Here is a 23756-nt window from a genome sequence, read left to right as displayed (position 1 = left end):
TGTTTAAAGTAGTACAATAGCGCTACCACAATTGCTAAAAAACGGATATCTGTTATCGCTTTTTGCCAATCTTGGTAGTGGAAAATACTGATTTTCGCATTGCGAAAATCGTTTGCAGGATTTAGGTGACACGCTTTTGTCATTGCGAGTCCCCAGTTTGTCATTGCTAGGGCTTTTTCCGAAGCAACCTCGCAAATAACACGCTCTTTAACCACGGAAAACCTGGCGAGTCCTTTAGTTGCAACCAAATTAGAAATACGAAACAACCCTTCGGAGTGAGAGATAAAGTGAAAGTGAGATTTTCACTCTGGCTTTATCTTTCACTCCGAAGGACGGTTATGCATTTAAAAAAAACCAGCATAAAAAACAAGAAGTTGATGGATAGTAGTACAAAGAATATTGAACGCAAAGGACACGAAGAAAAACTTACAAAAAAATAGAAAAAAAGAGGCAATCTGCAGTATCATATATTTCTAAACATATTTCTCACTTCATCCATCTTCCCGCACGTCATTTTTCCTTCCGGGCATGCATTGTTTACGCAACCAGGGCCTGCATCTTTCAAAATATTTGGGGCGACCTTTTTCGCGAGCCGCAGCATTTCAATTGTCATAGCCCTGATTTCCCATTGTGCGCGATTACAGCAACGTACACGAAAGAAATGCAATAATTCGCGGGCGTTCATGGTAATGATAATCTTTGTCTCCGCGGCATTAGGCAGTAAAAATCTGGCGTCTTCAAATGTGCTTTCTCCACTATCGCCCAGCGCCTCTATCAGTTCATCATACCATTCCTGAATACAATTCATTTTTTCAATGAACCACTGTTTTTTCCCGGCTTTTTCAATCATGGGGGGGATAACAAAATCAAAACCAACGGTTTTCTTACTGTACTTTCCTACATAACGCTGGCTTTGCTGGGAATAAGAAGCCAAACGATGCCGAACAAGCTGATGTGAACAGGCGCGGGAAATGCCCTCTATACCAAAGGTAAAACTGACGTGTTCTATGGGCGAGAGATGCCCCATTTCCGTTAATTTTTCAATAAAAACGGACTGATCCTTGCTGTCAATCTGTTCCTTTAATTCAGCAACAGAGGAGGGGCTATAACACAGTTTGGCGGCTTGCGCCACGATATGTTCAGGGTCTTGTGTGTATCGTAATAATAGTACATTTAGTTTTGATTCAGACATGTTTTCATAATATAACAAGATGAAAAAATAAACATTAAAAATCTGTATCCCTTTTCGGTTTGAGACTTCACCCCGCTAAAATTCTATCCCTTTACGTGCCTTTATTCCATTTTTATAGTGGTGCTTTATTTCTTTCATCTCAGTCACTAAATCCGCAATATCGATCAATTGACTTTTGGCATTCCGTCCTGTAAGGACAAGATTCAATCGCCTGGGTTTATTTTGTATCACCCCAATAACGTCTTCGACATCCAGCAATCCATAATCAATCAAATGGTTAATTTCGTCAAGAACAATGAGATCGTATTCATCTGAGAAAATCTCCTTTTTCGCATATTCCCAGGATTCTTTGACATTTTTGATAGTTTCTTCGGAAAAATGTCCTTTTTGCGTTTTAATAAATCCCTGCCCCATGAGAACCATCTTAAAATCAGGTTCCAATAATTTAGCAGCCCTCATCTCGCCGGTTTTTTGAGAACTTTTGATAAATGAAAGCATAAGCGCTTTCATCCCCTGTCCAATAGCACGAAAGCAAAGCCCTAATGCCGCGGTAGTTTTCCCTTTTCCATTTCCGGTATGTATAAGTATAAGCCCATTTTCCATATATTATCCTAAAGCGGGACAAGCCAGAATCAAATAAACGTAAAATACAAAAGAGGAACCAGTAGAGTAGAAACAGACGACAAGAACTTAGGCGTAGCTATTCAGCGTAATTTATCAAACTACCGGGGGTGCAGAGCGCAACTCGTTCTCAAACAGATACTTCACTACGTTCAGTACAAGGTTTTGGGAACGAGCCGTGTATCGTTTACGCTGAATAGTTACCAAAAAGATATTATTAGTTTTCTGTGTGGATTTCATCAGCTTTTTTAATGAAACTTACAATTTTTTTTGAGCTTTCGTTTTGTCGCTTTCTATAATAATCTACAATTTTCTTAATATCGTAATTAAATTTGGCGGCGTGTTTTTCACGATACTTATGAATCTCTTCTATTATTGGATCATTATACATTTTTTATTCTCCTAATAATTCTTCTGGAGTACAGATTATCGGAGCGATATAACCATTATCAAATATTACTTTCTCAATTAATGGTCGCATTTTCGCATTTGCTATATGTTTACAATTCCAGGTTAATAAATAATTCATATTATGGATTGATGCTATAGAAATATGTAAAGAATCTACCACGGCTTTAGGAGGTAAGCATTTCTTATCCATTAAAGCTTCTGATAAACCAATAATATCATTTGTGATATCAAGTAAAGCTATTTTATTTAATTCCAATAATCTTTTTTGTGCTGCATCGGGGTCGCCTGCTTCGGCTTCATCGATTACAAATTGTGAAGTGAATAAATCAAATTCATCTCGATGAGTAGACCACCAATCGTATGTAATTTGTTGATGAGCGGCTATAATAATATCACGACTCGGTTTAGAGGTTAGATAGCTTATAATACTTGTCTCTATGTACAGTTTCTGATTCATGGTTAAATTATACTATTATTATCAACTATATTCTTAAACAGCTAACGTCTGCGTTCAGGTGCGGCTGGCACGAGCAGCGGGACAGACGTCACCTGCAACGCATTGTTAGCAGTCAATCTCTAAACCTCTCAAAATAGCTTAGATCGACGTCATAAACTGTCCGCTTTTTAACTCCAAGCTCAACGCGCTGAAACATTTCGACCAATTTTGCACCATCAACAAGTTCAACTTTTGGCGCACCCTCTCGATTGGCTTCAACTACTGCCGCGTTGGTAAATGAAGATGTTGTAATGATGATTCCTTTCTCGGCTCTTCCGATCATGGCATTTCTAAAGTCGCCCACTTGTGAACGACCAACCAAGTTGCCATCCGCGTATCGCTTGCACTGAAACAATACTTTGAAACTTACGAACGGATTGATCTCCAGTGTGCCGAAGCCATCTATGCCGCCATCGGCTGAACCTCCCGTGATCTCGACATTTTCAAATCCTGATTCACGCAGGAGTTCCTGAGACACCTTCTCGAAGCCGAGCGGGCTCAATGAGCGCAGAATAGCGATCAGGCTCATTTTCTGATCTGCTTGCGGTGTGTCCGGGGTGGGTGCTTCCTCTTCCGTTGCTTCACCCTGCTCCGCCGCTTTTTGTTTCCTGTTCTCGGCGTGGATCGCGACCCATTTCTTGAATATTTCGGCTGCCTGAGCATCAGAAATGTGTGCTGTACGACCCTTTTCCGTGAGCGTCCATGTGCCGTGCTTGGACGATTTGAGCATTCCCTCCCAGACCAGATACTGCCTCGCCCAGGCAACCTGATTGTGAAACCTGCTGTCACCGGACTTCAATGTTTCGTCCAGCACCTCGTCTGTGAGGTTAAGATTCTTGGCTATACGGTCCGAAACTTCTCGCGGCCTACCGGAATCTCCAAGGTCACGGAGCGCGTCAAGAAGTGGTCCAAACCACTTTACAAACTCGGCATTTGATTTACGCGTCATTGTTGTTTTCTGACTGCTAACTTTATATTAGACTTCCCAAATATCATATTAATTTACGGCAATTATGAGATATATTTTTATTTGTATACATTACTGCTAAGTGCTTGCAGCACGACTTTTCAGTTTTTCAATATTAGATAACAGTTTGATTTCCTGTAATATTTCCATACAAGCTTATAATTGACCAATGACTAATGACTAATAAGGTACTAAATGGGCTGCTTCCTTGTGTATTGCCTCCTGTCTCATCACTTGTAAACAAAAAGCAGATCCCTGGCCTCTACATTGTCTCTTGGTTTCACCAGCACCTTACTAATCTCGCCATCGTGCTCTGCATAAATGGTTGCTTCCATTTTCATCGCCTCCATAATCAGGAGCGGATCATTTTTGGCAACTTTATCACCTGCTGATACTTTTACTTTAACAATCATGCCTGGCATAGGCGCTCCGACATGCTTGCTATTCCCCTCCTCTATTTGGGGATGTCTGATGATTGAAGCGGCAATTTTACGATTTGCAATAACAACTTCACGCGGCTGGCCGTTCATTTCGAAGAATACCGTGCAATTCCCCTCCTCATTTACCGTACTTATTGCTACCAGTTTGAAAATCAGGGTTTTCCCTTCTTCGATTTCAATATAGATTTCTTCATGCATGGGCATGCCGTAGAAGAACACATTCGTAGGAATGACAGATACATCATCATATTTCTTTCTGTGTTCTGCATATTGAAAGAAGACTTCCGGATACATTAAATAAGACATAAGCTCTTCGTTGGAGATATTCCTGAAGATACAGGACTCTACTTTTTCTTTCACCTCTTCAAGGTTCACAGGTGGAAGATTAGCGCCCGGCCTTTCCGTATAAGCAGGCGCTCCACGCAATATTTTGTACTGTACTTCTTTAGGAAAACCTCCCGTGGGCTGGCCAAGGCGTCCCTCAAAAAATTCAACAACAGAGGTCGGAAATGAAATATCTTTTTCGTTGTCGAGAATATCCTTTGCCTTCATATTATTCGTGACCAGAAAAAGCGTCATATCCCCGACCACTTTTGAAGAGGGGGTTACTTTTACAATATCGCCAAAAAGCTGATTCACCTCTGCGTAAACATCCGTAATTTCGCGCCACCGGTGCGCCAATCCCATTGAGTGCGCCTGTTGGAAAAGATTGGTAAACTGTCCCCCAGGAATTTCATGATGGAACACCTCTGCGGTACATGCCTTTTGGATGGATTCAAATGGCGCATAGTATTCCCTGACCACTTCCCAGTAATCCGAGAGCAGTCCGAGTGCTTTAAAGTCCATGCCGGTGCTGCGTTCGTGAAACCGCAGCATCTCTACCAGTGTATTCAAATTGGGTTGAGATGTTAATCCGGAAAGGGGTCCCATAGCCGCATCCACAATATCTACTCCAGCCTCTGCTGCTTTTATAAGGGTGGCAATCTGTCCGCCGGAAGTGTCGTGCGTATGCAAATGTACCGGAATGTTTACTGCCGACTTCAAAGCGCAAACAAGCTCATAAGCAGCGTAGGGCTTCAGTAGTCCTGCCATATCTTTTATTGACAGCATATGCGCTCCCAGTTCTTCCAGTTCTTTTGCCATTTTCACATAATAGTCAAGGGTATATTTCGTGCGTTTCGGGTCAAGTATATCACCGGTATAACATATCGCCGCCTCGCATAAGGCGCCGGTTTCCAGAACAGCATCCATCGCCACCTTCATATTCTCAGCCCAGTTAAGAGAGTCGAAAACACGAAACACGTCTATTCCGCTTTCAGCCGCCTGTCTGATAAATGCATTGACAACATTATCGGGATAATTTGTATATCCCACGCCATTGGAAGCCCTGAGCAGCATTTGAAAGAGTATGTTGGGCACAAGTTTGCGCATGGAGCGCAAACGATCCCAGGGACACTCCGTAAGAAACCTCATCGCAGTATCAAAGGTTGCTCCGCCCCACACTTCAATTGAAAAGAAATCGGCATGGTTCCTTGAGTATACCTCAGCAATTTTCAACATATCGATAGTTCTCATGCGGGTTGCAAGCAGTGACTGGTGTGCATCACGAAATGTAGTATCTGTCAATAACAGTCGTTTTTCATTGCGAATATGCTGAACAAATTTTGCCGGTCCCATTTCAAACAGCATATCACGGGCGCCTTTCGGCCTTGATTCTTTATGGTCAACTGTGGGTACCGGCGCTTTGCGGCGACATACGGATTTCGGAAGTTCTTTGATAAGTGGATGGCCGTTGACAAGGACGTCTCCTAAAAAACGCATAATAAGCGTAGCACGGTCCCTGCGCCGGGAAAAACGGAAAAGGTCTTTGTTCTCGTCAATAAAACGTGTAGTGCACTTTCCTTTCAGGAAATCTTTGTGATTTATAAGATTGATGAGGAACGGAATATTAGTTTTTACGCCGCGAATCCGGAATTCATCCAAAGCCCTGTCCATGCGGTTAACTGCATCCTCAAAACAAATTCCGGACGCTGTAACCTTCACGAGCAGAGAATCGTAATAGGGGGTGACAATGGCTCCGGAAAAGGCGGTTCCTGCATCAAGGCGAATGCCCATACCGCCGGCAGAACGGTAATGCTGAATACGTCCGTAATCAGGAATAAACGCATTGGAAGGATCTTCTGTGGTGATCCGGCTTTGAATGGCGACCCCCCTGGTTTGGATTGATTCCTGGTTTGGTATCCGGATTTCAGGTGAATCAAGGGGAAACCCTTTGCTGATCAATATCTGTCTTTTGACAATGTCGATATCGGTTATTGTTTCCGTAACGGTGTGTTCAACCTGTATTCTTGGGTTGATTTCAATAAAATAAAATGTGTTTTTTTCCGTATCGAGAAGGAATTCCACCGTGCCGGCATTATCATAATTTACCGATTTACATATTTTTACCGCCGCGTTACAGATGTCTTGCCTGACGGACGCATCAAGATGCTGTGCCGGGGCTATCTCTACAACTTTCTGATGGCGCCTTTGAAGGGTACAGTCTCGTTCATAGAGGTGTACAATATTTTTATGTTTGTCTCCCAGTATTTGCACCTCAATATGACGCGCCTTTTCGATGTATTTTTCAATGAAGCATTCATCGGAGCCAAAGGCCGTCATTGATTCGCGCTGCGCTTCGTTAAGGCGGCCTACCAATTCAGATTCGCCCAGAACGATACGCATTCCCCGTCCGCCGCCTCCATTGGCAGCCTTAATGATAACCGGGTATCCCACTTCACGGCAAAAGGCCTTGGCTTCATTCGGGTGCCTGATAGGGTATTTATTTCCGGAAAGTATTGGGACCTGAGCCTGGCCGGCTATCTGCCTGGCGGATATCTTGTTGCCAAGCAGCTCAAGTATTTCCGAACGTGGGCCTATAAAGACAATGCCAGCTTTTTCGCATGCGCGGGCAAAGCCAGCATTTTCAGAGAGAAACCCGTAACCCGGGTGTATGGCGCCTATCCCCTTGTCTTTGGCAAGTTGAATGATTCCTTCTATATCCAGATACGCTTTAACGGGATCTTTGCCTGTACCTGTCTGATATGCTTCGTCTGCTTTAAACCGATGAAGTGCGAAACGATCTTCATGGGAATATATTGCTACAGTCCTTATGCCCAATTCGTGCGCTGCACGAAAAACACGTATTGCTATTTCACTACGGTTGGCAACGAGTAGCTTTTTAAATCTTCTGATTTCCATTAAAAATCCCTCTACTGACAAGCATGATCGTTTTATATGATTGTTTTTAGGCAATAGCGGCTTTCATATCTGCCCATTTTCCATTTGTTTTATAAAGGTAAATACTATACCGGATGCTTCCTTCCCTACTACTCTTCGTTTTTCATCATAGTATTTTTAATCATAAAATAAACACTATTTTTATTAATAATCAATTTATTTTGCCCTACGCCCCTACGTAGATTTTGCAGTTTTTGTAACAAGCGTAAAAACCGCGAAACAAAAGGAGGATAAGAAAGCTTCGTAATGCGTTATTCATTAGCGTCTATTTACGTCTATTCTCGGTTAATAAAGGAACCGCCAATGAACGCCAACAAACGCGAATCTGTAAATTTCATTACACGGTTAAATTAATCCGTAATTTTAAGTTAGCTCTTTTGGTTGATTCCCCTCCATCAAAAGGAATGCGACATCGTCCAGTACTATTTATGGCATGTATTTCACTTGTAGGAAATGTGTACGTATCAATGATTGTTTCAGAAGGGGGGGTTCTTTTTGGCCATGATAGTAGTTTGTGTATAGTTTTGAGTTCAAAATATAATAATAATGTTCACACAGCAAAAGCAATAGCGCAAGACAAAACTCCGGGTCATGAAAGAGTTCTCGTAACACTTTTTAAATATTGACAATGGAATTGCGTTGTCTATAATGCACGCATAATTTTACCCTATAAAAATTAATACAGGATGAGAAATAATGGTGGATTGGAGGAACCACATTGTAAGTACATCGGATGTGCTTAGGGGAAAACCCAGAATTAAAGGAACCAGAATACCGGTTAGCCTTATCCTTGGGTATTTGGCTGCTGGCGAACCTCTTGAAAAAATTATGGCGGAATTTCCTGGTATTACTAAGGAACAAATAGCAGCTTGTCTGGATTATGCCCGCGAGCTTTCTGAATATGAGGTAGCCGTTTGATGGCGTTGAGATTCCTTGAGGATCACTGTGTTTTCAATTTTATAATCTAAACACTTCTGGATGCTGGTTTCGAAGTGTTTAGATTAAGGGATTATGCTTCTCCGGATGCGGTTGACCAAACTGTAATTTCAATAGCGCAGGAACTCGATTCTATTTTGATTTCTTTGGATGGGGATTTTACAGATATAGTAAATTACCCTCCCGCAAACTACAAAGGCATTATCTCTCTACAAGTAAGAAATCATCCTGGTAACACTTTTAACAATACGAATCAACCTTAACCACTATACACACATTATGAATACCCCAGAGCCGCTTATCTTTGAAAAATCTGTTCCCAACAGAAGATGTTTTAGCCTGCCCGCCTGCGATGTGCCGGAAAGCCCAATAACACAGTTAATTCCTCAAAAAATGCAAAGGAGCCGGAACCCCAACTTTCCCGAAGTATCGGAAATTGACATAGTGCGGCACTTTACAAAACTTTCCCAAATGAACTATTGCGTTGACACGCATTTTTATCCGCTGGGTTCATGTACCATGAAATACAATCCGAAGATTAATGAAGATGCCGCAAACCTGGAAGGTTTTACAAGGCTACATCCTTATCAACCGCAAGAACAATGTCAGGGTATTTTAAAAATACTCTACGATCTGGAACAGATGCTTGCAGATATATCAGGTATGCCTTGTTTCACATTACAACCTGCGGCGGGCGCCCATGGTGAATTAACAGGTATGCTGATAATTCAGGCATATATGAAGAAGCAGCGGGAAATCAGAAATACCATTATTGTGCCCGATTCTGCCCATGGAACAAATCCTGCCTCCGCTGCCCTTTGCGGCTACCGTATAGCATCCGTCCAATCAGACGCCAACGGACTTATCGATGTTAAAAAATTGAAACAAATGCTGTCAAATGATACAGCGGCTCTCATGGTTACCAACCCCAACACCCTAGGTCTTTTTGAAAAAGATATACTTGAAATAAGTAAAATCGCCCACGATGCCGGAGCGCTGGTTTATTGTGACGGCGCCAACATGAATGCGCTTCTGGGCATAGCACGTCCGGGAGACATGGGGGTAGATATTTTACACCTTAATCTGCACAAGACATTTTCTACCCCTCATGGAGGAGGCGGGCCTGGGGCGGGTCCGATAGGGGTTTCAAGGGCATTAGAGGTATTCCTCCCTATACCACGAACAGTAAAAAATGAGGATGATTCATATGCATTAACGTATGATTTCCCGGACTCAATAGGAAGGGTCAGGGCTTTTTATGGTCATGTGGGTATAATGATTCGGGCATATACGTACCTGTTGTCGTTAGGAAAGGAGGGGATAATAAAAACGGGGGAAAACGCCGTCTTAAACGCCAATTACCTGAGAAACATCCTTTCAGAATATTACGAAATACCGTATGGAAAGACCTGCATGCATGAATTTGTCATATCCGCAAAAAAACAAAAGGCACAGGGCGTTTCCGCTTTGGATATTGCCAAAAAATTATTGGATTACGGTTTTCATGCCCCTACGATTTATTTCCCACTAATCGTGGAAGAGGCTTTAATGGTGGAACCGACAGAAACTGAGTCACGGGAAACACTGGATGCGTTTGCAGGCGCAATGATTGAAATTGCCGGCGCAATTGCACAAGCGCCGGAAACCGTGCGTAATGCACCGCAAAAAACGAGAATCGGACGCCCTGACGAAGTAATTGCCGCCAGAAATCCAAAATTAAGGTGGAAAGGTACCGGGTAGGCTTTAATGTGAGATTTACGAAGGATTCGGCGGCCTGGGTTTTGCATCAAAACTGGCTGGCTCGAAAATAAGACTACAAAAAATAGCTCAAGTACATGTACCGCAATATTATATGGTTATAAAACCATTTTCATAGTTTCTGTGTGTTGCAAATGAAACATGATGACTGTTTGGTGGATTCGGTGCGAAAAAGCCGCACCTTAATCCACCATAAACGTTTGAAACACCAAACGAAACAACATAGTCTTTGCAAGCATGTTATATTAACCCTGACAGGGTTCTTTCGTATTCAGGTTTTTGTATTTGTAATGAATTGTGCTTTGGATTGTCTTTCAGATAGGTTAATTGTTTTTAATGCCTCTTCTTTAGTAACTATTCAGCGTAATTTATTAAACTACCGGAGATCAGAGCCGTGTATTGTTTACGCTGAATAGTTACCAATGAAGACTATTTTGCCACCTTGTAGGCAATAACATTTACCAGTTCAATTTGATACGTCTTGTTCAGGTCTTGTATGCCAATTGCTGCACGGGTTGGACATGATTTGACAAATTCCTTATACACGGCGTTCATCTCTCCCCAGTAATCCATATTTTTAAGGAAAATAATTAAATTTACTATTCTATCTGGCTTTGAGCCCATGGCTTCCAATGCGGTTTTCAGGTTTGAAAAAACCAGTTTAAATTGTTCTTTTGGAACCAGACCAGGCACTTCACCCGACGCATCAACAGGTATAAAACCACCGCAGCGTATTTTAATTGCCCGGATTTTTGTAAGTCTGACCATGTCCTCTTCAAAGTAATCGCTCATCAACCCTACTTGCCGTTCAGGTTGCTTCCCGACGTTTTTCAGAGAATCCCTTAGTATAAGGTCTAATAATGTGTCTCTTTCTTTAAAAGACAACTGCAAGGCTTTGTCAATGGGTAATGCATCTAAATCAGCTAAAGTTAAATTTGCCATTTTTCCCCTCTTTTCGTTAAAAGACAAAACAAAATATAATTCAATACCAGAAGAATGAGCATATTTTCATACTGCCAGGGGTTAAACCCCATAAGCGTTAAGTTAAAATTACGGATTGATTTAACCGTGTAATGAATAACGAACAAGTTGCCCGGCAATATTAACCGGTAGATATACGGGTATGGAGGATTGCCCGTATAACTACCGGTATATAAATTACACCGTTAAAGCAGAGACGCACGGCTGTGCGTCTCTGCATTTTGATTGCGGCTTTGCTGCGTTATGATGCAACAAATGGTAACGTCATGCATCCAGAACCCTCTCTGCTTGTTCTTTGTCATAATCCATGATATAGGTAATGCCGGTGATATCTGTAGCTTCTCTCGTTAATGTAAAAATATCATCCCTCGTTATATCGTTAACCGACCATCTCCGGGAACCGGCCATCAGTTGCCTCAATCCAGTTGCCAGGCGCTGATAATAAGAATACATGCCAATGGCGCCTGTGGGAATATTGCCAAACCGATCCTTTACCTTTTGTGAGTAATAGAAGATTTGATCGGTGGAAGAACCATATTCCGAAACAGGTTTTGGCACTTTCCCTTCTGCCACCGCCTTGCCGATGGTATTGCCAACCATGGCGGCGCAAATGGTAGACCGTGACATCCCTACTGCCTTAATAAATGGCGATAAGAGGGCAAAAGATTTATAAATATGGTCTTCCGAGACGAGACCCCCTGCAAGGACTATATCAGGGACATATTCGCCACGGTCCGCAAGCCTTTTGCAATATTCATACGTTAATGCGGCGATATACACCGTTGGCAGTCCCCATTCATTCATCATACGCCAGGGACTCATGCCCGTTCCGCCGCCGGAACCATCGATTGTCAGGACATCTATCCTCGCCCAGGAAGCAAATTTAATGGCGCGGGCAAGATCGGAAGGCCGGTAAGACCCTGTCTTTAAAAAGACATATTTGGCGCCGGCATCTCTTAAATGCTGGACGTTATTCATGAATCCGTCAAATGCCCGCGACATGGCGTCCGGTATTGCGCAGATCCGTGTATGTCTTTCAAAACCCTTAATCGTCCCGTTTTTAAATGCCTGCTGCGTAAGTGCATCTTCCGGGTCGGGAATGACTACATACCCAAGTTTTTTTAACCGGATGGCCTTTTCAATGGAGGTTAACTTTACCTCGCCGCCGATATTTTTGGCGCCCTGTCCCCATTTCAATTCGACGGCGTCCGCCCCTAATTTCTCAAGGGAGTAGGGCAATACCCCAAGGCGCCAGTCTTCCTGGTTTGCCTGAATTGCAATAAATCCATACCCATCCTTTTGATTATCTTTAAACGATTTGAAACGCCGCACTAATTCCGGGCTGTTTGTAACATTGCCGTCCGTTATGGTTGAATCATCATCCATCGCAGCCACATTTTCACCGAGGACAATGCCTGTACCACAGATAGCTGCGCCGGAGCCTAAAGACTCAAAGTGGGTTTGGGCTATTTTCGTTGAACCAAGGCCCGTACAAATTATGGGGATACGCAATTTTAGTCCACCGTCCCTCCCCATTTTTGTTTCAATACAGGCGTTGGTAAACAGGTCATATTCCTTTTGGTGATGTCCCGTGATTGAGCCTGTTATATTAAAATGAGAAAAATCAACGGGGAAATCCTTTTGTGCCCCTGCGGTAATTTCGCCAAACGGCACAGGATAAATCGCTTCAGGCCCCCTATAGGCGGATTTGCCAATTTCGCAGTATCCGGGGCAGCCATCCAGGCACGTAACGCACATACCGCTCTGGGGCAATACCTCATCGCCTAAACGGGTCCACGTGCCTGTGGCCCTTGATTTGTTCGGGATAAACAAGGATCCCATAATATACTCCTTTCCTTGTTGTTAACAAATTAACTGTTGGAATAGTTATAGCGCACCAGCAGATTTTTTGATTAAAATCTGGTTGCCTTCTCTAATCCGTCCCACAATACCGTTCTTGCGTCAAGGAAATCAAGAGCGCCCTTCCTTATTTTTCTCTGCTCCTCTTCCGTTTTAGAGCAAAATACCAGAGAGTTTCTGATGTTTGCGGCATGCTCAACGTCTAATTCTATATGGGCAGAAAAGAAGAGTACTGCATCATCATTTAAACCGGCGCGTTTACAGCCTTCACGAATCGGCTGATACATGGTAGGCACAATATACTCAGTTCCTGGCCCCAATGCCCCCAAGGCTTCAACATAATCCATATAATGAATGTTCAGGTATTTTTCCACAAACAATTTTGTCTCAGGCAGCATTACTATATTGTTCAATGCCTGCTGGTCGGTATTAACTCCGGCTGCTTTCAGGAATCTGCGGAAGATTGCAGGGTGGGTAAGTTCTGCATCCATGCCTTTTTTCTCTTCACTTCTGCCGCCGTACTCTTCAAATAAATTCTTAATTAACGGCGCCCTGCCAGCTTCGTCGGGACAAATAGCAATTGCACCCGCCAAATACCGTGAAAAATGCCTTGAAAAACAATAGTATTGTTCCGCATATAATTTTACTGCCTTCATATCTGCTTTTGTTCTGAATTTTTGCAAATATGGGTGGTCGTTAACCGCCGGATGTTTTAAAACTTCTGCTTCCAGTTTGTCAAAAAATTCGTCAGTTGACATAGCCATAATTATTAACTCCTCCTAAAAAGTATGTAGATTTATCAAAATATCTTAAAATTCAAACAAAGAATCACTAACAATATACTGCACTGAATTAATCAATACACCTCCTTTCTGCTTCATACAGGAATTAAGAAAGCATTAAATTTCTTAAAATAATCCGCTCTTATTTTATACCTTTACTGTTCAGATGTTCGCTATACCTCTGATCCGTTTCCTTAATATGTTTATTCAGCCAATCGGTAAGGAATTTTGATACCTCTACGGTTAAGCTTACTTTTCCCGCATTGTAATCATTTTGAAGCGCTAATACCTTTGCAGTCATCTTGTCGTGTTTGTCCTTGTGCTCAACATATTCCGGATAATCATGTTGCTTAAATATCTTCTCTTCTGCGGCAAAATGGAAACCTGTGTAATTTATCAATTTTTTTAAAATATCACCAACAACGATCTTCCCCTTCCCCTGCCTCATAGCATCATCCAGATCGTTAATCATTCCTATTAGCTGCTTATGATGTCCATCAAACTCAGCAATTTTTACACTATACTCATCTTTCCAGGTCATTAACGGCATAATTCCATCTCCATAAATAATATTTCCTCTTTAAAAACCCAACGACTTTTTGGATATTACGTAGACTGTAGAACTCAGTGAGCAATCGTTGTGCCTGAAAAAAATGCCTGTCTGTTATTTTGAAATAAATATTTGATATGATGAGAGTTATAACAATGATGATATTTTTGTTACAGGATGGATAAGTTTTTGAGAGGGGTTGTTAGCAGATTTTTCCGAAAAATTTTCGTATATTGGCTATATGCTGGCAAAGCGTACGAATTTTTTTCGCATTCAGCACCATTCTTTGGTTTTGTATTCGATTTTTCGTGTAGATATACCCAATATTTTTGCAGCGGATTGTTTGCTGCCATTAGTTATTTGGAGGGTTCTTTGGATGATCTCTTTTTCGGCTTCTTTTAAGGTAGTGCCTATGGGTATTTTAATTACCGGGATATATTCATTGTCCGGCATAATGCTCTCCGGCAAATGATCAACGGAAATGGTATCGCTTTTACACAATACAATAGCCCGTTCTATGGTATTTTGCAGTTCCCTGATATTGCCCTGCCAATGGTGGGAAAGGAGCGCTTTTATGGCCTCCGGGTCGAAACCTTTTATCTCTTTCTTGTATTTTTTTGCATATTTAACGGCAAAATAATTTGAAAGAATGGGAATGTCGTCTTTTCTTTCTCTCAGGGGGGGCATTTGAATGTTGATAACGTTTAGGCGGTAAAATAAATCCTCCCGGAATCTACCTTCGGAGACTTCTTCTTCAAGGTTCCGGTTTGTTGCGGCGATACACCTCACATCCACTTTTATGGTCTTTTCACCCCCAACACGTTCAAATTCTCCTTTTTCCAGTACGCGCAATAATTTGACCTGAACTTTCAGACTCATTTCTGCTAATTCGTCCAGAAAAAGGGTTCCGCCGTCTGCCAGTTCAAACCGTCCCTTTCGTGATTGTATCGCCCCCGTAAAGGCACCCTTTTCGTGTCCGAATAATTCACTCTCGAGTATTCCTTCAGATAGTGCGGCGCAATGCAATGCCACGAATGGTTTTCCGGCCCTTTCGCTCCTGTAATGTATGGCGTGTGCTACAAGTTCCTTTCCCGTTCCCGTCTCTCCCATAATAAGAACAGATGCCGTACTGGGGGCAACGTCTTCAATCATTTTAAAAATCCGATGCATTTGCGGAGAGCCGCCCACCAGCTCGGAAAATGTATACTTATCTTTCAGCTCTTCCTTTAACAGCCGGTTTTGGATTACGAGTTGTTGTTTCTCCCGAAGTTTTTCCAAAACCAATTCAAGTTCTTCCACGTCTACCGGCTTTGCTAAATATTCATCAGCTCCATGTTTCACCGCGTTTACCGCCGATTTGATAGAACTGTACGCCGTTACAACGACAATGGCAATAGATGAGTTTTTTTTCTTTATTTCCTGGAGCAATAACAGCCCTCCCATACCGGGAAGCTTCATGTCTGTTATAACAATATCAAAGCTTTCCCTTGAGAGTTGATTTAAGGCGTCATAGCCGGAAGAGACACCTACAGCGGTATATCCGTCTCTTCTCAAAATCTGTATCAATCCGTCGAGGGTATTTTTATCGTCTTCAACCACTAACAGCTTTGGTTTTGTCATGAGGTAATGAACCCTTTTTTAATCCTGATTAACAGGAATAGTAATAAAAAATGTACTGCCAACGTCAGATGTCGCCATCCGTATCATTCCGCCATGATTCTGTATGATATTTTGCGCGGAAGAAAGGCCTATGCCGGTGCCGCCATCCTTGGTAGTATAGAATAAATCAAATATCTTTTCCCTGAATTCTTCCGGTATGCCTGGTCCCGTATCCTGACAGGCAATAACGATTTCGTCTTTTACACCGCTGGCACTTACATGTAATTCCCCGCCGTCCGGCATTGCTTCAATGCTGTTGATAAGAATATTTAATATCGCCTGTTTTATCTTATCTTTGTCAATATACGGAGCCGGAATATTTTCCATTACGTCTAATTTCAATTGAATGCCATTGAGTTGCGCCTGTGGAGTAAGTAAGGCAATTATATCCGTGAGCATTTCGCGAATGCTTGCATAGCTTCTGCTTAACTTGCCTGTTTTTGCAAACTGCAGACATTCCTCCACAAAACTGCTGAGACGGTTGATTTCATTTTGAACAATTGTCACAATTTTCAACAATTCATTTTTTGGGGAATTGCCATTGTCGTAACTATCGTTGATTTCGTGTTTTAGCAATAACAATTGAAGATTCATGGCATTGAGGGGGTTTTTTATCTCATGCGCCAATTCAGAGGCGAGCGTTCCAAGGGAAGATAGTGTTTTTGATTTGAGTACCTCGTCGGAAAATCTTTTTGCTTCGCTAACATCTTCTATGACAGAAATGATGTGTGTAACCCTTCCTTCTTTATCCTTAATAGGGGAAACATTTACCCTTATCCATGATTCGCTGTTATCGCCCCTGTTAATCAAAAGTTCCCGCGAACCCTGAGAAAGACGGCCATTCAGGATTTCTGTACCGGGACAACACTTATCCGTTATACATAACCCCGTTGAAGTATGGCACTTAAAAATAGCACCACAATCCTTTCCGACAACTTCATCTTTGGTTCTTTTCGTAATTTTTTCGCAGGCATGATTAAAAAAAACAACCCGGCGATGTGCATCCTGGATCATTATCCCCCGGCTGGTGTGATCTAATGCCTGGCTTAAAATGTAATTTTCCACACTAAAACCTCCCAAAAATTTACGTTTTTAAGGGTATCACAATTTCTAAAAAAGTAAATATAAAATAACATATCATATTCAACCAGAAATAATTGCGATAATCTTTATCGCCTCATTTTGCCGGTTAATAAAACGCTTGACACTATTATTCATAATTCGGTATCATATTTTCAATTATGTATTTCACCTGAGATATTCACTGCCAGATACTGACGGAGCGTAAAGAAGGGAAACCGGCAGCAGTTTAACGTACTAACATTACAACAACCCTGCCCTAAAACCAGCTTTTTCTTGCCCAGGCGTAATTACGTCATAGTACCTTATCGCTTATTTCTTTGCACACTTCCATTCGTCAGTGCGTGCTTTTTGCAAAATATTTAATGGTGAAATCCGAAACGAATTATTCATTTGTAAGTTTATGACGGATTTTTTAATCTGTGTGATATGTGGTTTCCCTTTCGTAATTTGTGAGTGCTTGGTTCTGGTTTGTCCATGTTAGATTCAATGAATAAAAATGATGATGTAATATCAGGAGTAAGAGTCCGGTTTGCACCCAGTCCGACCGGTTATTTACATATTGGCGGCGCAAGGACGGCTCTTTTTAACTGGTTATTTGCAAGACATAATAACGGTGTATTTCTCCTGCGGATTGAAGATACCGATCAGCAGCGTTCTACGAAAGAAGCAACGCAGGCTATTTTAGAGAGTATGAAATGGCTTGGTTTGGATTGGGATGAAGGGCCATATTTTCAAAGCCAACGATTGCCGATATATAAACGATATGCCGAACAACTGGTAGCGCAGGGAAATGCATATTATGACACCGATGCGGAAGGGCGCACTGCAATTCGGTTTAAGATGCAAGATAATGTTATCATACTCAATGACCTTGTTCACGGCGCAATAACATTTGATGCTGCTGTTATTGAAGACTTTGTTATTCTTAAGGCAGACGGTTTTCCCAGCTATAACTTCGCTTGCGTAGTGGATGATGCTGATATGAAAATTACCCATGTGATTCGCGGTGATGATCATATCTCAAATACACCAAAACAAATAGCACTGTATAACGCCATGGAAGTACGGTTGCCTGAATATGCACACATTCCAATGATCTTAGGTGAAGATGGTTCCAGGTTGAGCAAACGCCACGGGGCAACGTCTGTCACTGAATACAGAGACAAAGGGTATTTGCCTCAGGCGCTTGTAAACTTTCTTGCTTTGCTGGGGTGGTCTCCGGGAAACGACCAGGAAATACTATCGATGAGGGAAATGATTGAAAAATTTTCCTTAAAGCGCGTGAACAAAACCAGTGCGCAATTCGACAATACTAAATTAAATTGGATGAGTGGCCAGTATATCAAAAACACCTCCATTGAAGAACTTACCGCTGCTGCCAGGTTGTTTTTTGAAAAATCGGATATCGATACCACGGGAATCTCAATAAATCGGCTGTCAAGATTGATAGAATTGTACCATGAACGGTTTAAAAATCTCCAGGAATTGGTTGATCAAACGAGGTTTTTCTTTACGGATTCCGTTGAATATGATCCGGCAGCAACAGATAAATTCCTTAAAAGAGAAGGAATTTCTGAGATATTAAAGGAGGTTTATTCAGCGATTTCTCTCCTGAACAGTTTTGACAGACAAGGGTTGGAAGGGTGTTTGAGAGATTTAACCGCAAAAGCGGGTATTGGTTTTTCCAAAATCGCCCAACCTATAAGAGTTGCAATAACAGGCAGAAGCGCCAGCGCTGGTATCTTTGAAACAATGGAACTCCTTGGAAAAGAAACCACACTTAAAAGGCTTGAAAACACCATTAAAAACATGGACGGCATCACGAATGCCGTTGGGTTGTAACAAACATACTGTAGAGACAGGTTTAAAACCTGTCTCTACTACGGTAATCAAAGTACGAAAGCCGCGCTTGTTTTGCATTTCAAATCATTTTGTCATTAGGATTTGTTTCGTATTTCGTGCGTCGGATTTCGTATTTTTTATTTCATGGTGTCTTGTCCAGGTTGGGGGGCGTTATTCTTTTTCAGGGCAATTTTGAATGGGCGTAAGGCTTTTTATTGCGATTGAGATTACAGATGCTGTCCGGGAAAAAGTATTACATTTTCAAAATGACCTTAAAAAGGCTTCTGCTGATGTAAAATGGGTGGCGCCTGAAAATCTTCATATTACACTAAAATTTATTGGCAATACGGATGAAGAGAAGATTTGCGGGATTGTTGACGTTATTCATCAATCTGTCATTGAGATAAAACCATTTGATATTCGCTATAGTGGCGCCGGTACTTTTCCCGCTGGTAAATATCCGCGTGTAATCTTTGCCGGAGCTGTGGATTCAAGCGGCGCCCTGGCTTCAATTTATGAAAGATTAAACAGGTACTTAACCGCGCTTGGAGTACCATACGATGAACATACATTTGAGGCGCATATTACTGTCGGGCGGGTTAAAACACACAAAAATATAAAGAAACTTATGGAGTGTGTACATTCATACAAAGAATTTACCTTTGGGCAAGAAAGCATTGATCATCTGGTGTTAATGAAGAGCAATCTCACTCGGGAGGGGCCGATATACACAAGGATAAGTAATATTTGTTTTGCGTAACTTCATTATAATATTACTATCAAAAAAAGGGTTTTTATTTAGCGCATGCAAATCATATTATTTTTATAAACGATAACTTTATCTTTCTCTTACAAATATGACTACTAATACAGAAATACCTGATAAAGAAAAACGGCAGCAAGCATTGGAGAGAGCAATTTCGCATATCGATAAACAGTTTGGAAAAGGGACGATAATGAAATTAGGGGGCGATACGAAACTGGATGTTCCCGTAATTTCTACTGGTGCGTTATCATTAGATGTTGCGCTTGGCGTGGGGGGAATTCCGCGTGGAAGAGTCATTGAAATATTCGGGCAGGAATCTTCTGGCAAAACCACCCTAACGCTTCAAATTATCGCAAATGCGCAGAGGGGTGGCGGGGTAGCTGCATTTATCGATGCTGAACATGCGCTGGACTCCGAATATGCAAAAAGATTGGGTGTAAATTTGAATGACTTAATGGTCAATCAGCCAGACACCGGAGAACAAGCGCTGGAGATAGCCGAACTGCTCGTAAGGAGCAATGCGGTTGACGTAATAGTGATTGACTCGGTAGCGGCCCTTGTGCCACGCGCTGAAATTGAAGGAGAAATGGGAGATACACATATAGGATTACAGGCAAGGTTGATGTCGCAGGCATTACGCAAGCTCACCGCGTGCATTTCAAAATCAAGAACAAGCGTAATTTTTATCAATCAGATTCGTGAAAAGATTGGCGTTATGTATGGAGGAAACCCGGAAACCACGCCTGGAGGCAGGGCATTAAAATTTTATGCGTCGGTGCGTATTGATATTCGGAGGATTGGAAGTATAAAAGACGGTGATGCAATAATCGGAAGCAGAGTCCGCGCCACTATTGCAAAAAATAAGGTTGCAGCGCCTTTTAAAAGAGCGGAGTTTGACATCCTTTACAACACAGGCATATCGCGGGCAGGAGACATCCTTGACCTTGGCGCTGAACATAATATTATTGAAAAATCGGGAACGTGGTATTCATATAGAGAAACCCGGCTGGGGCAGGGCAGAGAGAATTCCAGGCAATTCCTCACGGAACATCCTGAAATGATGAAAGAGATTGAACAATCAATCCTGAAAATAGTACTGCCTTCTGCGGCATCTCAAAAGCCTCCCGACTCCCCCCCTGAAAGTACGGAAAAAAGCACACCTTCGAAGAGAGCGAAAAGTAATTAACGTATGAATACAGGTGAAATTCGCAATAAATTTTTAACATTCTTCGAAAAGAAATCCCATGTAATCTGGCCGGGAGATTCGCTTGTCCCGCAGGGAGACGCTACGCTTCTTTTTACGGGTGCAGGGATGAATCAGTTCAAAGATATGTTCCTTGGTAAGGGAAGATTAAATATAAAAAGGGCGACAACATGCCAAAAATGCCTTCGAACGGGGGATTTGGAAAATGTCGGCAGAACGGCTTCGCACCACACTTTTTTTGAAATGCTGGGCAATTTTTCCTTTGGCGATTATTTTAAAAGAGAAACCATTGCATGGGCGTGGGAGTTCCTGGTGCAGGAATTAAGGTTACCGGAAGAAAAACTTTTTGTCAGTGTGTATAAAGATGACCCCGAATCATACGAAATATGGGAAAAACATATCCGCATTCTCAAATCAAAAATCTATTCCTACGGCGAAAATGACAATTTTTGGCCTGCAAATGCCCCTGCGCAAGGCCCTAACGGACCTTGCGGCCCCTGCTCTGAAATATTTTACGACCAGGGAGCAGGCGTTGGTTGTGGTCGGGAAGAATGTGAACCTGCCTGCGATTGCGACCGCTTTGTCGAAATCTGGAATCTGGTATTTACGCAATTTGACCGAAAAGAAGATGGCAGGCTGGAACCATTGCCCAATAAAAATGTAGATACAGGCATGGGACTGGAGAGAATGGCACGTGTCATGCAGGGAGTGCCGACAAACTTCGATATAGATATTTTTGCCCCTGTAATTAAATCGATAGAAGATATTACACACCTGCGGTATCATGATAAAAAAGAAAACGCCGTATGTATGCGCCGGATAGCCGACCATGTAAAGGCCTCTATTTTTTGCATTGCCGATGGCGTTTTGCCAGGGAATGAAGGGCGGGGATATGTGGAAAGGCGTTTACTGAGGAGGGCTATACGTGATGGCGCACAACTTGGCTTAAAAGAATGTTTTTTATACAAGCTCGTGCCAATTATCAGCGATCTGATGCAGGATTATTATCCGGATATTAAACAACGCAGGGAGAATATCGCAAGGATCATAAAAAGCGAAGAAGAAAAATTCCTCGAAACTCTGGAACTGGGAACGGTACGGTTAAAAGAGTTAATGGATACAATGCAAAAGAATAAAATAAAGGAGCTTCCCGGAAAAGAGGCTTTTAAATTATATGATACATATGGCTTCCCTTTGGACATGACCGAATTAATTCTCAGGGAACACGGTTTTTCCATGGATAGCGCCGGTGTTGAAGTGGAATTGAAACGCCAGCGGATGCAGGCAAGGTCGTCATCCTCTATGACCGGCCAGGTATTTGACGCCGGTTTTTTGGGCAAGATTAAAGAGATATCAAAAGGCACAACATTCTTAGGGTACGAAAAGGATTCATGCAGGGCGAGGATCATTGCTATTGTTCAGGGCGACTACCTTATCGAAAAGGCTGAAGCCGGAAGCGAGGTATCGATAGTTTTGGATCAGACGCCCTTTTATGGTGAGTCCGGCGGACAAATTGGAGACACGGGAATCCTTGAATCGGAGGGGAGTCATATTTGTATAACGGATACAAAAAAGAACGATTCCTTTATCATTCATATCGGAAAGATAACAAAAGGCATAGTGAGGACAGGCGATATGATTGATGCGCGAATAGATACGCACAGGAGGGGTTTAATAAAAAGAAATCATACGGCGACGCACGTGCTTCATTGGGTATTGCGGAATGTCATTGGCAGACATGCGGAACAGGCGGGTTCAATGGTGTCCCCGGACCGTCTACGCTTTGACTTTCATCACTTTTCCTCTTTGACGAAGGAGGAAATTAACCGTATCGAGGATCTGGTAAACGAAAAAATAATGGAAAATGCGCTCGTGTCGGTGAAAGAACAAACGCTTCAGGAAGCAAGAAATGCCGGCGCCGTAGCCCTTTTTGGAGAAAAATACGAGGAACGGGTCAGAATGGTTTCCATCGGAGATTTTAGCAAGGAACTTTGCGGCGGTACGCACATAAACAATACCGGAGAAATAGGACCCTTCAGAATCGTCGGGGAATCCTCTGTCGCTGCGGGAATACGTCGTATAGAGGCGATCACAGGCATTTCGGCATTAACCAGGGACCGGGAGAAGGAGGAGATTGTTCAGGAATTGTGCGGCATATTGAATGCGTGTGAGGAAGATCTTTCTTCAAAAACACAGGAACTCCTGAATGAAGTAAAAAAACTCCACAAAGAACTTCACAAACAAAAGCAAAAAGAATTATTGGAGAAAATTGATTCGCTTTCCGTGACTGCAAAAGAAGTTTCAGGCGTTAACATTATAACAAAGAGAATAGATAATGCATCGGCGGATGATATGAGAAGAACGGCGGACATGCTGATGAAATCAGAAAAGGAAACCGCGGTAGCATTAGGAAGTGTTCTGAATGGGCGTGTAATAGTAATTATTTCTTTAAGCACAGGCCTGGCTTCTCGTGGTTTGCATGCGGGGAGTATCTCAAAAGAGGTCGCAAAAATAGTCGGCGGCGGTGGCGGTGGAAGACCGGAGATGGCGCAAGCGGGCGGACAGGTGGTTGGTAAATTAGACGAAGCGCTTGATTTTGCCGAAATGTTGTTCAGCAAAGAAATCCTGCAGAAGGTTTCTTAAGTCAAAAGATAGCGACCTTTAATTTTATTGAGATTTTTAAAAAAACCATATTGTTGCCTTAATTTTTTTGCAATTTGTCCTTTTTGCACATATAATTTTGTACCTCAGAGACTTGCGTTTAATATAAGGTAACATTTTGGTTTTCTGAAAAAATAGGGGCGAAGTATTTGCTATAGCTGGCATAAATACGTTCTTACCCAAACGGTAAAATTTTGCCGGTGTTGAGTCTGGATGCCTATAAATAGTATTGTTAATTTAAAAAATAATGTGTATAATCCTGCTTCTA

Annotated in this window: 20 protein-coding genes; 7 read left to right on the top strand and 13 right to left on the bottom strand. The window is 42.2% G+C overall.

What is annotated here, in order from left to right:
• The 7 genes from QZT26_RS09310 to QZT26_RS09280 all read right to left on the bottom strand — a co-directional run.
• On the bottom strand, positions 1–248 hold a 248-nt coding region (locus QZT26_RS09310), incomplete at its 3' end, for a hypothetical protein (RefSeq protein ID WP_295101791.1).
• 215 nt (positions 249–463) lie between these two features.
• Complete coding sequence (gene thyX / locus QZT26_RS09305) at positions 464–1192, bottom strand: FAD-dependent thymidylate synthase (protein WP_295101789.1); 729 nt, start codon at positions 1190–1192, stop codon at positions 464–466.
• Positions 1193–1267: 75 nt separating this feature from the next.
• Entirely contained in the window at positions 1268–1795 is a 528-nt protein-coding gene (gene cobO / locus QZT26_RS09300) for a cob(I)yrinic acid a,c-diamide adenosyltransferase (protein WP_099324444.1), read from the bottom strand.
• A 235-nt stretch (positions 1796–2030) separates the two neighbouring features.
• The gene (locus tag QZT26_RS09295; protein ID WP_164994572.1) at positions 2031–2204 is read right to left on the bottom strand and encodes a hypothetical protein; all 174 of its coding nucleotides are present in this window, start codon (positions 2202–2204) and stop codon (positions 2031–2033) included.
• 3 nt (positions 2205–2207) lie between these two features.
• On the bottom strand, positions 2208–2681 hold the full coding sequence (locus tag QZT26_RS09290) for a type II toxin-antitoxin system VapC family toxin (protein WP_099324445.1): 474 nt from the start codon (positions 2679–2681) through the stop codon (positions 2208–2210).
• A 112-nt stretch (positions 2682–2793) separates the two neighbouring features.
• Positions 2794–3669 carry a restriction endonuclease gene (locus QZT26_RS09285; RefSeq protein ID WP_099324446.1) on the bottom strand — a complete coding sequence of 292 codons (876 nt, stop codon included), beginning with the start codon at positions 3667–3669 and terminating at the stop codon, positions 2794–2796.
• Positions 3670–3917: 248 nt separating this feature from the next.
• Positions 3918–7367 carry a pyruvate carboxylase gene (locus QZT26_RS09280; RefSeq protein ID WP_295101769.1) on the bottom strand — a complete coding sequence of 1150 codons (3450 nt, stop codon included), beginning with the start codon at positions 7365–7367 and terminating at the stop codon, positions 3918–3920.
• Positions 7368–8102: 735 nt separating this feature from the next.
• Here QZT26_RS09280 and QZT26_RS09275 point away from each other — a divergent pair.
• Genes QZT26_RS09275 through gcvPB form a run of 3 tightly spaced genes read left to right on the top strand, consistent with a single transcriptional unit; the run spans position 8103 to position 10082 of the window.
• On the top strand, positions 8103–8324 hold the full coding sequence (locus QZT26_RS09275; protein ID WP_197705359.1) for a DUF433 domain-containing protein: 222 nt from the start codon (positions 8103–8105) through the stop codon (positions 8322–8324).
• 56 nt (positions 8325–8380) lie between these two features.
• Positions 8381–8605 carry a DUF5615 family PIN-like protein gene (locus tag QZT26_RS09270; protein ID WP_164995708.1) on the top strand — a complete coding sequence of 75 codons (225 nt, stop codon included), beginning with the start codon at positions 8381–8383 and terminating at the stop codon, positions 8603–8605.
• A 16-nt stretch (positions 8606–8621) separates the two neighbouring features.
• Complete coding sequence (gene gcvPB / locus QZT26_RS09265; RefSeq protein ID WP_099324449.1) at positions 8622–10082, top strand: aminomethyl-transferring glycine dehydrogenase subunit GcvPB; 1461 nt, start codon at positions 8622–8624, stop codon at positions 10080–10082.
• 447 nt (positions 10083–10529) lie between these two features.
• Here gcvPB and QZT26_RS09260 read toward each other — a convergent pair whose 3' ends face one another.
• From QZT26_RS09260 to QZT26_RS09235, 6 genes are all read right to left on the bottom strand, one after another.
• A complete protein-coding gene (locus tag QZT26_RS09260; protein ID WP_295101765.1) occupies positions 10530–11042 on the bottom strand; it encodes a RidA family protein in 513 nt (170 codons plus the stop codon).
• Positions 11043–11345: 303 nt separating this feature from the next.
• The gene (locus QZT26_RS09255) at positions 11346–12923 is read right to left on the bottom strand and encodes an FMN-binding glutamate synthase family protein (RefSeq protein WP_099324451.1); all 1578 of its coding nucleotides are present in this window, start codon (positions 12921–12923) and stop codon (positions 11346–11348) included.
• 71 nt (positions 12924–12994) lie between these two features.
• The gene (locus QZT26_RS09250; protein WP_099324452.1) at positions 12995–13705 is read right to left on the bottom strand and encodes an iron-containing redox enzyme family protein; all 711 of its coding nucleotides are present in this window, start codon (positions 13703–13705) and stop codon (positions 12995–12997) included.
• A 160-nt stretch (positions 13706–13865) separates the two neighbouring features.
• On the bottom strand, positions 13866–14273 hold the full coding sequence (locus QZT26_RS09245) for a bacteriohemerythrin (protein WP_099324453.1): 408 nt from the start codon (positions 14271–14273) through the stop codon (positions 13866–13868).
• A gap of 273 nt (positions 14274–14546) precedes the next feature.
• Positions 14547–15893, bottom strand: coding sequence for a sigma-54 dependent transcriptional regulator (locus QZT26_RS09240; protein WP_099324454.1), 1347 nt, complete (start codon positions 15891–15893; stop codon positions 14547–14549).
• A gap of 18 nt (positions 15894–15911) precedes the next feature.
• Positions 15912–16997 carry an ATP-binding protein gene (locus QZT26_RS09235; protein ID WP_099324455.1) on the bottom strand — a complete coding sequence of 362 codons (1086 nt, stop codon included), beginning with the start codon at positions 16995–16997 and terminating at the stop codon, positions 15912–15914.
• 504 nt (positions 16998–17501) lie between these two features.
• Here QZT26_RS09235 and gltX point away from each other — a divergent pair.
• The 4 genes from gltX to alaS all read left to right on the top strand — a co-directional run bounded on the left by gltX (position 17502) and on the right by alaS (position 23470).
• Positions 17502–18857 (top strand): glutamate--tRNA ligase, encoded by a 1356-nt coding sequence (gene gltX / locus QZT26_RS09230; protein ID WP_099326989.1) that lies wholly within the window; start codon positions 17502–17504, stop codon positions 18855–18857.
• Positions 18858–19053: 196 nt separating this feature from the next.
• The gene (thpR, locus tag QZT26_RS09225; protein ID WP_295101761.1) at positions 19054–19617 is read left to right on the top strand and encodes an RNA 2',3'-cyclic phosphodiesterase; all 564 of its coding nucleotides are present in this window, start codon (positions 19054–19056) and stop codon (positions 19615–19617) included.
• Between the two features lie 97 nt (positions 19618–19714).
• On the top strand, positions 19715–20809 hold the full coding sequence (recA, locus tag QZT26_RS09220) for a recombinase RecA (RefSeq protein WP_099324457.1): 1095 nt from the start codon (positions 19715–19717) through the stop codon (positions 20807–20809).
• Between the two features lie 3 nt (positions 20810–20812).
• Positions 20813–23470, top strand: a complete 2658-nt coding sequence (alaS, locus tag QZT26_RS09215; RefSeq protein ID WP_295101759.1) for an alanine--tRNA ligase — start codon at positions 20813–20815, stop codon at positions 23468–23470.
• The last annotated feature ends 286 nt before the right edge of the window (positions 23471–23756 follow it).

It is taken from the genome of uncultured Candidatus Kuenenia sp., from assembly GCF_900696675.1.
Classification (GTDB): domain Bacteria; phylum Planctomycetota; class Brocadiia; order Brocadiales; family Brocadiaceae; genus Kuenenia; species Kuenenia stuttgartiensis_A.
The sequence above is the reverse complement of the archived record's forward strand: the minus strand, read 5'-3'. Positions and strand labels throughout refer to the sequence as shown.

Excerpts from the sequence above, each read along its gene's own strand:
- recA (WP_099324457.1), top strand. The coding sequence starts at position 19,715 with ATGACTACTAATACAGAAATACCTGATAAAGAAAAACGGCAGCAAGCA.
- QZT26_RS09240 (WP_099324454.1), bottom strand. The coding sequence starts at position 15,893 with ATGACAAAACCAAAGCTGTTAGTGGTTGAAGACGATAAAAATACCCTC.
- QZT26_RS09255 (WP_099324451.1), bottom strand. The coding sequence starts at position 12,923 with ATGGGATCCTTGTTTATCCCGAACAAATCAAGGGCCACAGGCACGTGG.
- QZT26_RS09260 (WP_295101765.1), bottom strand. The coding sequence starts at position 11,042 with ATGGCAAATTTAACTTTAGCTGATTTAGATGCATTACCCATTGACAAA.
- QZT26_RS09280 (WP_295101769.1), bottom strand. The coding sequence starts at position 7,367 with ATGGAAATCAGAAGATTTAAAAAGCTACTCGTTGCCAACCGTAGTGAA.
- QZT26_RS09250 (WP_099324452.1), bottom strand. The coding sequence starts at position 13,705 with ATGGCTATGTCAACTGACGAATTTTTTGACAAACTGGAAGCAGAAGTT.
- gltX (WP_099326989.1), top strand. The coding sequence starts at position 17,502 with ATGAATAAAAATGATGATGTAATATCAGGAGTAAGAGTCCGGTTTGCA.
- cobO (WP_099324444.1), bottom strand. The coding sequence starts at position 1,795 with ATGGAAAATGGGCTTATACTTATACATACCGGAAATGGAAAAGGGAAA.
- QZT26_RS09285 (WP_099324446.1), bottom strand. The coding sequence starts at position 3,669 with ATGACGCGTAAATCAAATGCCGAGTTTGTAAAGTGGTTTGGACCACTT.
- thpR (WP_295101761.1), top strand. The coding sequence starts at position 19,054 with ATGGGCGTAAGGCTTTTTATTGCGATTGAGATTACAGATGCTGTCCGG.
- QZT26_RS09275 (WP_197705359.1), top strand. The coding sequence starts at position 8,103 with ATGGTGGATTGGAGGAACCACATTGTAAGTACATCGGATGTGCTTAGG.
- QZT26_RS09295 (WP_164994572.1), bottom strand. The coding sequence starts at position 2,204 with ATGTATAATGATCCAATAATAGAAGAGATTCATAAGTATCGTGAAAAA.
- QZT26_RS09290 (WP_099324445.1), bottom strand. The coding sequence starts at position 2,681 with ATGAATCAGAAACTGTACATAGAGACAAGTATTATAAGCTATCTAACC.
- QZT26_RS09245 (WP_099324453.1), bottom strand. The coding sequence starts at position 14,273 with ATGCCGTTAATGACCTGGAAAGATGAGTATAGTGTAAAAATTGCTGAG.
- thyX (WP_295101789.1), bottom strand. The coding sequence starts at position 1,192 with ATGTCTGAATCAAAACTAAATGTACTATTATTACGATACACACAAGAC.
- alaS (WP_295101759.1), top strand. The coding sequence starts at position 20,813 with ATGAATACAGGTGAAATTCGCAATAAATTTTTAACATTCTTCGAAAAG.
- gcvPB (WP_099324449.1), top strand. The coding sequence starts at position 8,622 with ATGAATACCCCAGAGCCGCTTATCTTTGAAAAATCTGTTCCCAACAGA.